At 64.3% G+C, this 14,174-nt stretch carries 16 protein-coding genes; 10 read left to right on the top strand and 6 right to left on the bottom strand.

The genetic code is table 11. From position 1 onward, the window contains the following. The first annotated feature begins 207 nt into the window (after positions 1 to 207). The 3 genes from ADBZ9O_RS27150 (at position 208) to ADBZ9O_RS27140 (ending at position 2,047) form a co-directional block, all read left to right on the top strand. Positions 208 to 933: an MIP/aquaporin family protein gene (locus tag ADBZ9O_RS27150; protein WP_526526265.1), complete on the top strand. Its 726-nt coding sequence runs from the start codon at positions 208 to 210 to the stop codon at positions 931 to 933. 79 nt (positions 934 to 1,012) lie between these two features. Next, positions 1,013 to 1,591 (top strand): cob(I)yrinic acid a,c-diamide adenosyltransferase, encoded by a 579-nt coding sequence (locus ADBZ9O_RS27145; RefSeq protein WP_526526264.1) that lies wholly within the window; start codon positions 1,013 to 1,015, stop codon positions 1,589 to 1,591. 21 nt (positions 1,592 to 1,612) lie between these two features. After that, positions 1,613 to 2,047 carry an OsmC family peroxiredoxin gene (locus ADBZ9O_RS27140; RefSeq protein ID WP_526526263.1) on the top strand — a complete coding sequence of 145 codons (435 nt, stop codon included), beginning with the start codon at positions 1,613 to 1,615 and terminating at the stop codon, positions 2,045 to 2,047. A 4-nt stretch (positions 2,048 to 2,051) separates the two neighbouring features. Here ADBZ9O_RS27140 and ADBZ9O_RS27135 read toward each other — a convergent pair whose 3' ends face one another. The 5 genes from ADBZ9O_RS27135 to ADBZ9O_RS27115 form a co-directional block, all read right to left on the bottom strand. After that, positions 2,052 to 2,603 carry a histidine phosphatase family protein gene (locus ADBZ9O_RS27135; protein ID WP_526526262.1) on the bottom strand — a complete coding sequence of 184 codons (552 nt, stop codon included), beginning with the start codon at positions 2,601 to 2,603 and terminating at the stop codon, positions 2,052 to 2,054. Beyond that, complete coding sequence (cobA, locus tag ADBZ9O_RS27130) at positions 2,603 to 3,772, bottom strand: uroporphyrinogen-III C-methyltransferase (RefSeq protein WP_526526260.1); 1,170 nt, start codon at positions 3,770 to 3,772, stop codon at positions 2,603 to 2,605. The genes ADBZ9O_RS27135 and cobA overlap by 1 nt, the downstream gene beginning before the upstream one ends. Continuing rightward, the gene (bluB, locus tag ADBZ9O_RS27125; protein WP_526526258.1) at positions 3,769 to 4,434 is read right to left on the bottom strand and encodes a 5,6-dimethylbenzimidazole synthase; all 666 of its coding nucleotides are present in this window, start codon (positions 4,432 to 4,434) and stop codon (positions 3,769 to 3,771) included. Before bluB ends, cobA begins: the two co-directional genes overlap by 4 nt. After that, positions 4,403 to 5,047 carry a LuxR family transcriptional regulator gene (locus tag ADBZ9O_RS27120; RefSeq protein WP_526526256.1) on the bottom strand — a complete coding sequence of 215 codons (645 nt, stop codon included), beginning with the start codon at positions 5,045 to 5,047 and terminating at the stop codon, positions 4,403 to 4,405. Before ADBZ9O_RS27120 ends, bluB begins: the two co-directional genes overlap by 32 nt. Before the next feature lie 224 nt (positions 5,048 to 5,271). Beyond that, positions 5,272 to 6,030, bottom strand: coding sequence for a (2Fe-2S)-binding protein (locus tag ADBZ9O_RS27115; RefSeq protein WP_526526255.1), 759 nt, complete (start codon positions 6,028 to 6,030; stop codon positions 5,272 to 5,274). Positions 6,031 to 6,378: 348 nt separating this feature from the next. Here ADBZ9O_RS27115 and ADBZ9O_RS27110 point away from each other — a divergent pair, with 348 nt between their 5' ends. Genes ADBZ9O_RS27110 through cobM form a run of 7 tightly spaced genes read left to right on the top strand, consistent with a single transcriptional unit; the run spans position 6,379 to position 12,618 of the window. Then, the gene (locus tag ADBZ9O_RS27110) at positions 6,379 to 6,840 is read left to right on the top strand and encodes a diol dehydratase small subunit (RefSeq protein ID WP_526533554.1); all 462 of its coding nucleotides are present in this window, start codon (positions 6,379 to 6,381) and stop codon (positions 6,838 to 6,840) included. 9 nt (positions 6,841 to 6,849) lie between these two features. Further along, a complete protein-coding gene (locus tag ADBZ9O_RS27105) occupies positions 6,850 to 8,574 on the top strand; it encodes a propanediol/glycerol family dehydratase large subunit (protein ID WP_526526253.1) in 1,725 nt (574 codons plus the stop codon). After that, the gene (locus ADBZ9O_RS27100) at positions 8,571 to 9,161 is read left to right on the top strand and encodes a propanediol/glycerol family dehydratase medium subunit (RefSeq protein WP_526526251.1); all 591 of its coding nucleotides are present in this window, start codon (positions 8,571 to 8,573) and stop codon (positions 9,159 to 9,161) included. The genes ADBZ9O_RS27105 and ADBZ9O_RS27100 overlap by 4 nt, the downstream gene beginning before the upstream one ends. A 26-nt stretch (positions 9,162 to 9,187) precedes the next feature. Beyond that, the gene (locus ADBZ9O_RS27095) at positions 9,188 to 11,062 is read left to right on the top strand and encodes a diol dehydratase reactivase subunit alpha (RefSeq protein ID WP_526526250.1); all 1,875 of its coding nucleotides are present in this window, start codon (positions 9,188 to 9,190) and stop codon (positions 11,060 to 11,062) included. Further along, the gene (locus ADBZ9O_RS27090) at positions 11,037 to 11,417 is read left to right on the top strand and encodes a glycerol dehydratase reactivase beta/small subunit family protein (protein WP_526526249.1); all 381 of its coding nucleotides are present in this window, start codon (positions 11,037 to 11,039) and stop codon (positions 11,415 to 11,417) included. The genes ADBZ9O_RS27095 and ADBZ9O_RS27090 overlap by 26 nt, the downstream gene beginning before the upstream one ends. Further along, on the top strand, positions 11,414 to 11,857 hold the full coding sequence (locus tag ADBZ9O_RS27085) for a hypothetical protein (protein WP_526526247.1): 444 nt from the start codon (positions 11,414 to 11,416) through the stop codon (positions 11,855 to 11,857). The genes ADBZ9O_RS27090 and ADBZ9O_RS27085 overlap by 4 nt, the downstream gene beginning before the upstream one ends. Then, positions 11,854 to 12,618 carry a precorrin-4 C(11)-methyltransferase gene (gene cobM, locus ADBZ9O_RS27080; protein ID WP_526526246.1) on the top strand — a complete coding sequence of 255 codons (765 nt, stop codon included), beginning with the start codon at positions 11,854 to 11,856 and terminating at the stop codon, positions 12,616 to 12,618. Before ADBZ9O_RS27085 ends, cobM begins: the two co-directional genes overlap by 4 nt. On the opposite strand, the gene cobJ is transcribed toward cobM, so the two are convergent. Next, positions 12,590 to 14,104, bottom strand: a complete 1,515-nt coding sequence (cobJ, locus tag ADBZ9O_RS27075) for a precorrin-3B C(17)-methyltransferase (protein WP_526526244.1) — start codon at positions 14,102 to 14,104, stop codon at positions 12,590 to 12,592. The two genes, cobM and cobJ, sit on opposite strands and share 29 nt — an antisense overlap. Positions 14,105 to 14,174 lie beyond the last annotated feature (70 nt).

Genomic DNA, 14,174 nt, shown 5'->3' with positions numbered 1-14,174 from the left:
CCATCTTTTGCGCCCGGGTCAGCCGGACCTATCCAAAAAGCTCACCTCTGGATCAGTAAATGGCCGGGACCAGTGCACAATCCGCCAATTCGGCGAGCGGGGAGAAAACACTGAAGAGAAGTCGGCGCTGGCCGAGTCATGCCAGCAGGCGTCAGCAGTGGCTATCAAAACCGCCTATCAATACCGCCCGTCAGAGAGGTTGTGTCAGTGTCGAATATCGACATCTTCATCTGGGAGTTCCTGGGGACCGCCATCCTGTGTCTCCTCGGTAACGGGTCCGTGGCCGCGGTGGTGCTGAAGAATTCGTACTCCTTTGGCGGGGGAGGGGACTGGATCGTCATCGTGCTCGGCTGGGGCTTCGGTGTGTTCGCCGGTGCGAGTATCGCCTCGCCTGCCGGTGGGCACATCAACCCGGCGGTGACGCTCGCGGTGGCGATCTCCGGCGGCGTGCCATGGTCATCGGTACCGGTCTACTGGGCGGCTCAGCTACTGGGTGGCTTCGTCGGCGCGTGGATGGCCTGGGCAGCGTTCAAACTGCAGTTCGACAAAATGGAAGACAATTCAGGCACCCGCGGCATCTTCTGCACCACTCCGTCGATCCCGAACACGCCGTGGAATATGGCCACCGAGATCATCGCGACCTTCGTACTGGTCCTGTGGGTTCTGGTGAATCCCCCCGCCAACGAGGCACTGGGCTACGGCGGTGTCACGTTCGTCATCATCACGATCGGGTTCGCGCTCGGCGGGCCGACCGGATACGCCGTCAACCCGGCTCGTGACCTCGGCCCCCGCCTGGCGTATGCGGTGCTGCCGATCAAGGGCAAGGCCGATCCCGGCTGGGGATATGCGTGGGTGCCGGTGGTAGCGCCGCTGATCGGTGCGGCACTGGCCGCGGGTCTGGCGCTGATACTGCCCGCGGTGGCGTCGTCTTGATGCTGCATATGGCGATCGGTCTGGTGTGGCCCACCGCGCTGGGCTTGCGGATCTGGACGAGACGCAGGAGGTACACGTCGTGGCCGTTCATCTGACCCGGATCTACACCCGCACCGGTGACGCGGGTACCACCGCCCTCGGTGACATGTCCCGGGTCGCCAAATCCGATGTGCGGGTCGGTGCCTACGCCGACTGTGACGAGACCAATGCCGTCATCGGGATGGCGATCGCGGCCGGCGGCGCCGGCGAGCGCACTGTGGCGGTGCTGGGCGTCATCCAGAACGACCTCTTCGACGTCGGTGCCGACCTGTGCACACCGATCGCCGAGGTCAACGAGTACGAGCCGCTGCGGGTCACCGAAGAGCAAGTGACGCAACTGGAATCGTGGTGCGACGAGTTCAACGAAGCGCTCCCGAAGCTGGCCAGCTTCATCCTGCCCGGCGGCACACTCGCCGCCGCGCATCTGCACCACGCGCGCACCGTCGCGCGACGGGCGGAACGCAGCGCCTGGTGCCTGGCCGAAGCGGCGCCGGTCAACGATTGTGCGCTGCGCTACCTCAACCGGCTGTCGGATTTGCTGTTCATCTTGTCTCGATACGAGAACCCCGACGGTGATGTGCTGTGGAAACCCGGCGGCGACCGCGCCGTCAAACACTGACCGACGCAGACAGGACAGCAGATGAGCACACGAGTGTCGACCGCCGAGTGGCGCGGCTCTCTGGTCGGTGGCGCAGGCACCATCGCGTTGACATCCTCCGGGCAAGCGGTTTTCGACTATTCGTTGGCTACCCGAGCGGCGGACCAGGCCAGCACCACCTCACCGGAGGAACTGCTGGCCGCCGCCTACGCGTCGTGTTACGCCATGCAACTGTCGGCGCTCCTTGATCCCGGTCCTGAGGAAACCCCGGCACTGCATGTCGAGGTGGTGGTCACCCAGGGTGGACCAGAAGTCGATTTCGGGATCGCCGGTATTGCCCTGATCGTCCGGGGTCGCGATATCAATCGATCGAACGACGAGTTCGTCGACCTCGCCAACACCGCATCGTCGGTATGCCCGATCGGGCGGGCGCTGTCGAGTGTGCAGATCAGCGTCGATGCGGCCCTGAACGGCTGACCCGTCAGGCCGGATCGACCACACCGCGCAGCCTTCGCAGGCTGACCTCGATCACTGCTCCATTGGGAACATCTGTGCCAGTGACCCATTGCTGGCGCCTCGCACTGGGGTCGCCGAGCATATCGAGGATCGTGCAGACGATATCGCCATGCGTCACCACCGCCGTCGGGCCCGGTAGCGCCGCAATGTCGAGCAGGGCGGAGTGCACCCGGCCGGTCGGATCCTCCAGACGTTCCCGCCCAGGTGTGCGGGCGTCAACCAGTTTTCCCGCGATCAGGCCGCGTTCGCGGAGACGCTGGTCCACCACCACCTCGATGCCCAGGACCGTGGCCATCGCCTGCGCGGTTTGCATCGCCCGGACCGCATCGGAGCTGACAACTCTGCGGATGTGTTTGCTCTGCAACGCATATCCCGCCGCGTACGCCTGAGTGGTACCGCGCGCTGTCAACGGCGGATGTGAAATCTGGCGCTGCATCCGACCCGCTGCATTCCACGTCGACTCACCGTGCCGGACCACCCAGAGGTGATGGTTGCGGCGGGCGCCGACAAGCTCCATCAGCCAATATTGAGTTTGGCCGGCAGTTGCCGCACGGCATGGCCCGGAACGAAACCGGCCACCGCACCGATGACCGTCGTCGCCGGCGGACCGATACCGGCCGCCTGGGCCGCAGCGGAAATCGTGGACAAAGTGGCCCGAACTTCACGCTGACTGGGCAGGCTGCCGTCGGCGATCACAGCGGCCGGAGTATCGACGTCCATGCCCCCGTCGATCAGCGCCGCGGTGATGGCATCGAGGTTCGCCACCGCCATCATCAGGATAATCGTCGTATTCGCCTGTGCCAGTGCTGAATAACTCACTGCAGATTCGGGGTGGTCGGGCGGGACGTGTCCGGAGACGACGGTGAATCCTTGTGTCAGGCCGCGATGCGTAGCGGGAATCATCGCCGAGGCGGGCGCCGCGATAGCAGAACTCACCCCGGGGATCACGTCGACGGCGACACCGGCCCGCACGCATTCGTCGACCTCCTCGCCACCGCGGCCGAAGACGAATCCGTCTCCACCCTTGAGGCGGATCACCGTCTTGCCGCTGCGTGCATGGCTGATCAACAAGGAGTTGATCTGGCTCTGCTCCACCCGACGGCCGCCGGGAATCTTTGAGGCGTCGATGATTTCGGCGTGCGGTGCGATCTCGTTCAGTACCGCAACCGGGGCCAACCGGTCGGTGACGATCACGTCCGCGCTGGCGATGGCGTCGCGTCCCGCAACGGTCAGCAGGCCCGGGTTGCCGGGGCCGCCGCCCACCAGGATCACCCGGCCAGACCGCGGCCGGCCGTTACCGAACACCGGTCGCGACGGCGGGGTGTCAGCCGGATCGGCGCAGATGCACAGCACCCCTCGTCGCTCCGCCTCGTCGGCAATCACCGCATCGAGGGCGGCTACCCCCGTATAGGCGAAAACCAGTGCAGCAGAATCGATATCAGTCGAGGCAAACTCGCGCTGGTGGATGGTGATCAGGCCGCGATCGGCCAGGTCGCACAGATACAGCGTCGGCTCGGTGGCGACCACCGTCACCGTGGCGCCCGCGCGCAGCAACGACCCAGTGGTCGACATGGCCCGGCCGCCCGACCCGGCGACCGTTACCGAACGACCACGGACCGGCAGGTCTAGCGAGATTGTCGCCTCAGTCCAGTGGGCGGGTTCAGGCTGGATCGAGTCGGCGGTCATCGGCGGGCCTCGTCAAGTCCGTAGTGCTCGTAATGCACCACACTCGACAACGGCATCGGATTGCGCCATCCGTGCCGTTGCAGATCCGGTGTTCGTTGCAGTTCGCTCACCGGTCCGACACACAGCCAGGCAATCGGTCGCACCGGCGCTGGGATCCCAAGCAGCTCTTGAAGGAACGGCTCTTCGAAGAACGAAACCCAGCCGACGCCGAGGCCCTCCGCGGTGGCTGCCAACCATAGATTTTCGATGGCCAGGCACACCGAGTACAGGCCGGTTTCGGAATTGGTATGTCGGCCCAGCACCGCCGGACCCGCGCGGCGGTGGTCGTAGGTGACCACGATGCCGATACTGCAGTCCAGGATGCCCTCGATCTTGATCTTGTCGAAAGTCTCGGCCCGCTCGCCGTGCAACGACTCGGCAAAGACCTTGCGTTCACCCATCACGTGGGACTGAAAAGCCGCCTTGGTCTGCTGATCTCGAATCAAGATGAAGTCCCACGGCTGGCTCATTCCCACACTTGGTGCGGTGTGCGCAGCTCCAAGAATGCGATCCAACACCTGCGGGTCGATCTGTTCACCGGTGAACTCGGCGCGGACGTCGCGCCGACGATCGATCACGTCGTAGATGGCCTCACCCATTGTGGATAGCGGACGGGTAGCCATCCATCCCTCCCCGGTTGCCACGAAGGGCGGCGGATACCAGTGCCGCTCTTCTGTGCACACCAAATTTGTCCATGATGTTGTGCAGATGGAATTTCACCGTCGCCTCGGAGATGAACAGCTTTGCCGCGATCGCCCGGTTATCGAGTCCGTCGGTGAGCAGACTCAACACCTCGCGTTCCCGCCTCGTCAGCATCCGTGAGTAGTCGGTCGGGGTTTCGCTGCGTCGTGAACGTAGCTCGGCGATAAGCGCATTGGCACTGCGAGCATCGAGTGCCGTCTGCCCGTTGATCACCCTCAACACAGTGTTGAGCAGTTCGCTCGACGATGATCGGCGGTCCACCAGGGCGTCCGCTCCGGCCTGGATCAAGTCCACGGCGTGGTGCGAGGCGTCCTCACCATCGATCACGACCACCACTTTCGGCACCGGATCGAGCTCGGCCAGCAGCGCTGCCAGCGGTACGCCGGATTCGACGCCGACCACCAGCAACTGGGGTCGCAGAGCGCGAAGCCGATCGGTCAGCCCGCTGCCATGCTGCAGATCGCCGACGAATTCGACGCCGCTGGCCTGCGACACCACATGCATGAGCCCGTGGCGCAGCAGTTCGTCGTTCATCACGAACACAGTCCGCAGACGTGGAGAATCGACGAATTTGCTTCTGATATCTGCGATTCCGCGAGAGTGAACGACTTCCGCTCCGCGCAGAGCGATGTGTGTGGGTGCGTAGCGCGTTTGTGACCAACCCATGGTTAACTCCGTCCTGCCGGTCAGCGGGGCGAATGTTAGCGCCGGGTGCGTTGCACCAACGTTGCAATGCGATGAAGTCGCTGGACCTGGGCCTAGTGTGACCCACCCGACACTGCGAGCACGCAGTCTCCGCACAGCCCCGCTTGGGGGGCCTGATAGAACAGGCAGCAGCTGCGCCGCACGAACGCGCCGTGCACGAATTCCCCGGTACCGGCCAGTGGCTCGATGTCCAACAAGGCCCGCACCAGCTCCCGGCCTGCACCTTCGTGCTGCGGTTGCGCCATGGCCAGAACGGTGACGGCGCCGTTGGCAGCCGAGGTGATATTGCCCCACGCCACCTGCGGGGATAGCGATACCAACGCTCGCAACTTGTCGGTCAACGGGCCGAGCACGTGCTTCAGTAGCGACGCCGCGATAACACCCGTTGCGCGAGCGGGCGTCGGCGCCGGCAGCCAATGCACGTCAGTCACGGCGAACCGAGGAGAATGCGTCGACGTCGGTTGCCACATTATCGATCGAATATCCAGTACTGGGACTGTGCCAAAACACGATGCCGCCCCGATGACCGGCGATAGCAGCCGTGCTGCGACCCCCAATTGAAACGACGACGCCGCCATTTTGATGGGAATATCCGAAACGCTGCACCCCATCGAGGTGGCGATGGCGACTCTCGTGAGGTCGATGAAGTCGATCAATACGTCGTCATCGAATAATGACGGCAATTCATGCCATGTGGTGTTATCGCGAGACGGCAACGCGAAGTACTCGCCCAGGGCGGCGGTCCGCGCAAGCAGGGCCGTGCCGTCGACCGGAGTGACCGGCCCGGGTGCCTGTGCTGCGCCGTGGTCCATGGTGCTGCCACGCTAACTTCCCCTGTCTGCCGCCGCGGAATCGAACGGTGTCATCACGCCTTTTCCTGACCGAACAGATGGGGATGGCGTGCTCTCACGGTCAGCCCTGACTGCCTGCCCGGACGGTGCTGAACTGGCTCGGTGAGCACGCATTCGGCGGCGGACTTCGACGTTGTGACGGTGTGCAACGGTTCGCAACTCACCGAACGGTCGACGCACGCCCGCCCGAGCGGGCAGGTCTCACCTGGCCTTTTCGGTAGCAGAATCGCTGCAACGTTGGTGCAACGTGATACGAGACACAATTGGGCCACGCGCGACCGACCGTGTCACGTATATGGACGTTGGGTGATGCAGGTCACCCCTCACCTCTTGGAGCAGTGCATGACGCAACCGACCCTCGATCCCGCGGTGGACTATCCGCTGAGTGTCCACCGCAAGGATCTGCTATTCACGCCCAACGGAAAAACGATCGACGAGATCACTCTGGAAGCCGTCGTTTCCGGCGAGATTCAGGCCACCGATCTGAGGATCACACCCGATACACTGCGGCTGCAGGCACAGGTCTCGGAAAAGGCCGGCCGTAAGCAATTGGGCGCCAATCTGAGGCGTGCGGCGGAAATGACTGCCATCTCCGATGAGCGCGTTCTGCAGATCTATAACGCGCTCCGACCAAATGCGTCGACCAAGGCTGAGCTCGAATCGATTGCCGACGAATTGGAATCGCAGTACAGCGCGGTCTTACTTGCGGAACTCGTGCGCGAGGCCGCCGAAGTTTATGAGCGACGCGACGTTCTCGCGGAAAGCGAATAGGAGAGAGCTATGACAGCTGAGGCAATTCAGAAGGTGAGCGCTTCGGGTGACGGCGTTCGGCACTCCGCCAGAACTCAGATCCTGGAAGACCGCCCCGTCAACCTGGACGGTTTCGTCGAGGAATGGCCCGAGGTGGGCATGGTCGCGATGGACAGCGCTTTCGACCCGGAACCGAGTGTCCGGGTGGAGAACGGTGTGATCGTCGAGATGGACGGTGTCGAGCGTGCTGACTTCGACTTCATCGACCAGTTCATCGCCGATAAAGCCGTCGACGCCGCGACCACCGAAGAGTCGATGGCGTTGTCGGCGCAGGACATCGCGCGGATGCTGGTCGATCCGGCGGTAACCCGCCAAGAAGTCATCGCGGTGACCAACGGTCTCACCCCGGCCAAGCTGCTTGCCGTTGCCAAGAACCTCAACATCGTCGAGATCATGATGGGGATGCAGAAGATGCGCGCCCGTCGCACCCCGGCGAACCAGGGGCACTGCACCAGCGCCAGGGACAACCCGCTTCAGGTGGCCTGCGATGCGGCGGAAGCATCCATCCGCGGATTCTCCGAAGTAGAAACAACTTTGGGCGTGGTGCGGTATGCGCCGCTGGTCGCCATGGCGCAGCAGATCGGCAGCCAGGTGGGAACCGGGGGCCCGCTGACCCAGTGCGCACTGGAGGAGGCGACCGAGCTGGATCTGGGCATGCGCGGCATCACCGGCTACGCCGAGACCATCTCGGTGTACGGCACTGAGCCGGTCTTCGTCGACGGTGACGACACGCCGTGGTCGAAGGCATTCCTGGCCGGCGCCTACGCGTCACGCGGTATCAAGATGCGCTTCACCTCCGGCACCGGCTCCGAGGTGCAGATGGGCAATGCGCAGGGAAAGTCGATGCTATATCTGGAGATTCGCTGCATCCTGATCGCCAAGGGTGCCGGGGTCCAGGGCCTGCAGAACGGCTCGATCTCGTGCATTGGTGTTCCTGGCGCTGTCCCGGCAGGTATCCGGGCGGTCGCCGCAGAGAACCTGATCGCGTCCTCGGTGGACCTCGAATGCGCCTCGGGTAACGACCAGTCATTCTCGCATTCCGCCATGCGGCGCACGGCGCGGTTGATGCCGCAGATGATGCCCGGAACGGACTTCGTCTGTTCGGGATACTCCACGATGCCCAACTACGACAACATGTTTGCCGGCTCGAATCTGGAGAGCGACGACTACGACGATTTCAATACCATCCAGCGTGACCTGCAGATCGACGGTGGACTGCGGCATGTGAAGGAATCGGAGATCCTGGCCGTCCGCACCCGGGCAGCCAACGCGCTGCAGGCGGTGTTCCGGTACCTGGATCTGCCGCCGATCACCGACGCCGAGATCGACGCCGCGGTGTATGCCAACGGCAGCAAGGAACTTCTGCCCCGTGACGTGCTGGAAGACCTCAAGGGTGCCCAGCAGGTGATGGACCGTAACGTGACCGGTTTGGATCTGGTGAAGGCCTTGGAAGCAACGGGTTTCACCGACATCGCCGAAAATCTGCTTGCTGTTCTGCGTCAACGGGTTTCGGGTGATCTGCTGCAGACGTCAGCGATCATGACGAAGGATCTGCAGCCGCTGTCGGCCGTCAACGATGCCAACGATTACGCCGGCCCTGGTACCGGTTACCGGCCGTCGGGAGCGCGTTGGGAAGAAATGAAGAAGTTGCGCCACGTGACGAGCGCATCGAACCCCGAGACAGAGGTGGAATGACCGTGTCGACCAATACCGAAGGTGGCCGGACGCTCTCGTTCAGCGAGATCGGCCCGGCGGAGCGTGGGAAGCGGCCCGATGAGGTGGTCATCGCGATCTCGCCGGCGTTCGGCAGCCTCTTCAGTCAGACCATCGTCGATATTCCGCATGCCGAGGTGATCCGCCAGATGCTCGCCGGTATCGAGGAACAGGAGGTCAGTGCGCGGATCATCCGGGTTCAGCACAGCGCCGACCTGGCACTGATGGCGCATACCGCGGCGAAGCTGTCGGGATCGGGCATCGGCATCGGAATCCTGGCCCGCGGCACGTCGATGATCCATCAGCGTGACCTGCCGCGACTGTCGAGCCTTGAGCTGTTCCCGCAGTGTCCGCTGCTGACGCTGGAGACCTACCGCAGCATCGGCTCGAATGCCGCGCAGTACGCCAAAGGTGAATCACCGGAGCCGGTTCCGACCCTCAATGACCAGATGGCCCGGCCCAGGTGGCAGGCCAAGGCGGCTCTCCTGCACTTGAAGGAGACCGAACTGGTGCGCAAGGGGGCCAAGACCGTCGAGGTGATGCCCGAGTTCTCCGCCGCGGCGGTCTGAGTTAAACGATAAGGAGAGTTGGCGCGGTGTTTCGGACGGTCGTCGGGGTCGATATCGGTAACTCCACTACGGAGGCGAGTCTGGCCACAATCGGTCCCGACGGATCGGTCGAGTATGTCGGTGCGGCGTTGACGCGCACGACGGGGATCAAGGGCACTGTCAAGAATGTCGACGGTGTGGCGAAGTCGGTGATGTGGGCTCTCGAGGGTGCCGGCATGGCGTTGGCTGACCTCGACTTGATACTGCTCAACGAGGCCACCCCGGTGATCAGTGGACTGGCGATGGAGACCATCACCGAAACGATCATCACCGAGTCGACCATGATCGGTCACGATCCGCGTACGCCAGGTGGTCGGGGGCTCGGAGTCGGCACCATCGTCGACTTCGAGTCTCTTGCCGAAAGTGACACGCAGACACCGGTTATCGTCCTGGTGCCCCGTGGCGCCGATTTCGATGTCACGGCCAAGGCGATCAATACTGCCGTTGAGAATGGCATCGACGTCACCGGGGCGATCCTGGGCAACGACGATGCGGTGCTGGTGGCCAATCGGTTGGACATCAAGATTCCGATCATTGACGAGGTGTCGCGGATCGACCTTGTGCCGGTGGGCATGGTGGCCGCCGTCGAGGTCGCCGGACCCGGTCAGTCGATCCGCACACTGTCGAACGCCTACGGACTGGCGACCATCTTCGGCCTCGATTCCGACCAGACGAAAGTGGTCTCGCCGGTCGCGCGGGCACTGACAGGTAACCGCTCGGCGGTCGTCGTGCGGACACCTTCGGGCGATGTCGAGGACCGGACCATCCCGGCCGGTTCGCTCGAACTGCTCGGAGTGACCAAGAAGGGGACGGTCGATGTTTCGCGGGGCGCCGCTGACATCATGGCTGAAGTCCAGCGGGTGAGTCCGCTGGTGGATGTCGTGGGCGAAGCGGGCACCAATACCGGCGGCATGATCGCCAATGTCCGCCAGAGCATGGCCGACCTGTCTAAACACGCGCTCGCCGACGTCCGAATCCAGGATCTACTGGCCATCGATACCCTTGTCCCGCAAGAGGTCCGGGGTGGGGTCGCGGGCGAGGTGGCGCTGGAGAATGCAGTGGCGCTGGCGGCGATGGTCCGCACCAAAGAGAGTGGAATGAAGGCTGTCGCGGACGCGGTGGCGACTCATCTGCGCGATGCCGGAGCGCAGAAGGTCACGGTGGTCGTCGGAGGCGTCGAAGCCGAGATGGCCGTTCTGGGGGCGTTGACGACGCCGGGAACCGATAAACCCCTGGTCGTGCTCGACCTCGGCGGCGGTTCCACCGACGCCGCGGTGATCGAGACCGACGGCCATACCGATGCCACTCACCTGGCCGGCGCCGGCGACCTGGTCACCAAGCTGATCGATGCCGAACTTGGGCTGGACAACCTGGAGTTGGCCGAGGAGATCAAGCGCTGCCCGTTGGGCAAGGCGGAGAGCTTCTTTCACATTCGACTGGAGAACGGCACTGTGCAGTTCTTCGATACGCCGTTGCCGCCGACCGCGTTTGCGCGGGTGGTCGCACTGGGGGAGACCGGGCTCAACCCGATCCCGACGCGGCATTCCCTCGAACGGATCAGGACGGTGCGCCGCACCGCCAAGGACCGGGTGTTCGTGGTGAACGCGCTTCGCGCCCTGCGGACCATCGCACCCGCTGGTGATCTGCGGCAGATCGGCTTCGTGGTGCTGCTCGGTGGCTGCGCGCTCGACTTCGAGATTCCCGAGTTGATCGCTGACGCGGTCGCCCCCTTCGGCATCGTCTGCGGTACCGGTAACGTCCGGGGTACCGAAGGCCCGCGAAATGCGGTGGCATCCGGTCTCGTTGCGGCCTACGTGAAATCGTTGGAGTCCGAAGATGTTCCGGCGGCGGTCAATGCTTGAGGGCGGCCAACCGGACAAGCCGGCCATTCTGGTTCTCAGTTCCGACAACGGCGTGATAGAGCACGAGGTGCTGGCCGGGATCGAAGAAGAGGGTGTGCCGTGTGTGGTCGAACGCCCCCGCGGTGACGAGGATGCGAACACACTCGGGCGGCTGGCTGCGGGTCGGTCGTCGCTGAGCGTAGGTATCGGTATTGATGGCCGGGGGCGGGTATCGGTCCAGCATCAGAAGCTCGCCGAGTCACCGCCTGGTCTGTCGACCGAGGGCCCGACGGACCTGACATTGGCTCGTACGCTTGGGCATAACGCCGCTCGCATTGTGGTCGGCATCCCCCTGCGCACGGACGCGCTGTCATGAGCCTGGGGCAGCGGAGTGCAGCGCAGATGCCCGCTGAGGCCATCCGGGTGCTGGAGGAGCTCAACGAGTTGACCAAGGCGCAGCAGTCATTTCTCAACAGCTGCGGTGATGCCACCTGGATCAGCGATGACGATCGGCGGGCCATTCGGTGGTTGTTGGCGGCGCTGGTCGATCACCGTCGGCGAGTGCGGACCGCGACCCGGTTGTGGCGGACGCTGAGCCGTGAAGAGCCGGTGGCGCGCAGCCTGGTCACGGAGACTGCGGACCTGCTCGACGAGAACGGCTACTTCGCGCCCTTCATTGCGCAGTGGCGGGCGGTGGTCGTCGGCCGGACCCGGGTAGATCGAACGACCTTCTGGCGCAGCATGATCGAACTGGCCGAGTTGAACCTCAGCGAGGCCCGCGATGTCGACGAGTCCTGCGCCACGACCGCTCGATGACGGTCTACTTCATCGGTGCGGGTCCAGGGGCGCCGGATCTCATCACCGTGCGCGGCGCCGATCTCCTGGCCCGCTGCGCCACCTGTCTGTACGCCGGATCGCTGGTGCCGACCGAGCTGCTGGGCCGTTGTCCCGCCGATGCGATACTGGTCGACACTGCGCGAATGCCATTGTCGGACATCATCGATCATATTGTCCGCGCGGATAGTGCCGGTCATGACATCGCCCGGCTGCACTCAGGTGATCTGTCCTTGTATTCGGCTCTGGCAGAACAACTACGGGCTCTCGATGAGCGTGGTATCGCCTACGAGCTGGTCCCTGGGGTACCTGCCTTCGCCGCCGCAGCGGCTGCGCTCGGCCGGGAGTTGACGGTTCCGGAGATCGGGCAGAGTCTGTTGATCACCAGGGTGTCCACCTTATCGACTGATATGCCCTCCGGTGAAGAGCTGAGCAGGCTCGCCGACACCGGTATCACACTGGCCCTGCATCTTTCGGCACACCGGGCGGCAGAGATCGCCGCCGTGCTGGTCCCGCGGTATGGCCCCGACTGCCCGGCCGCCGTGGTGGCTTTCGCCAGTCGGTCCGACCAACAGATCATCCGGTGCCGGCTGGCCGACCTGGCGGAGCGGATGCGGCTGGCGGGAATCGTGCGCACCGCCGTGATTTTCGTCGGTCCGGTGCTGGCCGCGACCGGATTTGCCGATAGCTACCTGTATTCGCAGGCACGGATGGTCAAGTTGGAGCGTAGCGCCGCGACGTGAAAACCGTCTGGCCCGCCGGTCGGTCGACCACCGTCGTCGTCGACGAGCCGATGATCAACAGGGTGCGCATATCGACCACCGCCGGGTCGAAGTCGGACACCGTCGTGACGGTGACCTGCTCTTCGGGGCCGCCGACGTCGCGTCCGAGGATAATCGGCCGATCGGCCGGAAGGCGTTGTTGGAGGATATCTTTGAGCGCGCCTACCTGCCAGGTGCGGCTGCCCGAACCTGGGTTGTAAATGGCGATCACCAGATCGCCGTCGATCGCAGCATGCAGGCGCCGTTCGATCACCGCCCAGCTTTTCAGCCGGTCCGACAGCGAGATCACGGCGTAGTCATGACCCAGCGGTGCGCCGACTGCCGCTGCGACAGCGTTGGCTGCCGTCATCCCCGGTACCACCCGCACCGGGACATCGCCCCATGCCGGGTCGGCAGCGACCTCCAGGACCGCGGCAGCCATCGCGAAGACCCCGGGGTCACCGGAACTGACGACGACAACCCGAGCCCCGCCCTTCGCCAGATCCAGTGCCATACAGGCACGTTCGGACTCGACACGGTTATCGCTGGGGTGCATTCGCTGGCCGGGGCGCGGCGAGACCCGAGACAGGTAGGTCTTGTAGCCGACCAGATCGGTGGCCCGCGCCAACTCCGCCTGGACCTCGGGAGTGGTCCACCGATCGGCACCGGGGCCGAGGCCGACCACGGTCACCTCGCCCATGGTGGTACCGGTGGTGCGCGATACCGGGTTGTTCAGCAGACCGGGGACGATCACCATCGAGAAGTACGGCACCGTCGTCGGATCCACATCGTGTACCGGCAGCACCCGTTGAGTGGCTGTCGAGGCACGCTCGACATACCACGCCCGGTCGGCGACGCCCGCCGTCTCAAGCGCGGCGAGAACCTTCGGGAACGTGCGGCCCAGTTTCATGATCGCGACCGCATCGCCATCGCGTAGACGGCGGACCAGCTCCTCGGCGGGCAGTGTGCCGGGTAGCACCGTCAGGGTTTCCTCACCCTCGACCAGGGGGAGGCCGACGGCCATCGCCGACGCGCTCACCGATGTGACACCGGGGATGATCTCGGTGTCGAATTCATGCGCCAGACGTTTGTGCATATGCATGTACGAGCTGTAGAACAGCGGATCGCCCTCGGCGAGCAGCGCGACGCTGCGGCCCGCGCGCAGATGCTGGGCAAGCACCTCGCTGGCTTCGGTGTAGAAATCGTCCAATGCGCCGCGGTACCCGGCCGGATGGTCGGTGGTCCCGGTGGTGACCGGATACATCAGCCGCTCGTGGATCTGGCCTTCTTCGCGCAGATACGGTTGCGCCACAGTCAGCGCGACGCTACGGCCATGCCGGGCGCAGTGGAAGGCCACCACGTCGGCGGCTGCGATCGCCTTGGCCGCTTTGAAAGTGACGAGTTCGCTGTCGCCGGGGCCGAGTCCGACAGCCCAGAGTTTTCCCGGCGTAGTCTGCTGGCTATCCACTCGACCACCCTAGTCGGCGCCGCCGCCTTCTGGTCGAAACCCCCGTCGAACGACTAGGTCCCATGGTGGC

It is taken from the genome of Mycobacterium sp., from assembly GCF_965229105.1.
In the GTDB taxonomy this organism is placed as follows: Bacteria; Actinomycetota; Actinomycetes; order Mycobacteriales; family Mycobacteriaceae; genus Mycobacterium.
The sequence above is the reverse complement of the archived record's forward strand: the minus strand, read 5'-3'. Positions and strand labels throughout refer to the sequence as shown.

Excerpts from the sequence above, each read along its gene's own strand:
- ADBZ9O_RS27140 (WP_526526263.1), top strand. The coding sequence starts at position 1,613 with ATGAGCACACGAGTGTCGACCGCCGAGTGGCGCGGCTCTCTGGTCGGT.
- ADBZ9O_RS27135 (WP_526526262.1), bottom strand. The coding sequence starts at position 2,603 with ATGGAGCTTGTCGGCGCCCGCCGCAACCATCACCTCTGGGTGGTCCGG.
- cobA (WP_526526260.1), bottom strand. The coding sequence starts at position 3,772 with ATGACCGCCGACTCGATCCAGCCTGAACCCGCCCACTGGACTGAGGCG.
- bluB (WP_526526258.1), bottom strand. The coding sequence starts at position 4,434 with ATGGCTACCCGTCCGCTATCCACAATGGGTGAGGCCATCTACGACGTG.
- ADBZ9O_RS27120 (WP_526526256.1), bottom strand. The coding sequence starts at position 5,047 with ATGAACGACGAACTGCTGCGCCACGGGCTCATGCATGTGGTGTCGCAG.
- ADBZ9O_RS27115 (WP_526526255.1), bottom strand. The coding sequence starts at position 6,030 with ATGGACCACGGCGCAGCACAGGCACCCGGGCCGGTCACTCCGGTCGAC.
- ADBZ9O_RS27110 (WP_526533554.1), top strand. The coding sequence starts at position 6,379 with ATGCAGGTCACCCCTCACCTCTTGGAGCAGTGCATGACGCAACCGACC.
- ADBZ9O_RS27105 (WP_526526253.1), top strand. The coding sequence starts at position 6,850 with ATGACAGCTGAGGCAATTCAGAAGGTGAGCGCTTCGGGTGACGGCGTT.
- ADBZ9O_RS27100 (WP_526526251.1), top strand. The coding sequence starts at position 8,571 with ATGACCGTGTCGACCAATACCGAAGGTGGCCGGACGCTCTCGTTCAGC.
- ADBZ9O_RS27090 (WP_526526249.1), top strand. The coding sequence starts at position 11,037 with ATGTTCCGGCGGCGGTCAATGCTTGAGGGCGGCCAACCGGACAAGCCG.
- ADBZ9O_RS27085 (WP_526526247.1), top strand. The coding sequence starts at position 11,414 with ATGAGCCTGGGGCAGCGGAGTGCAGCGCAGATGCCCGCTGAGGCCATC.
- cobM (WP_526526246.1), top strand. The coding sequence starts at position 11,854 with ATGACGGTCTACTTCATCGGTGCGGGTCCAGGGGCGCCGGATCTCATC.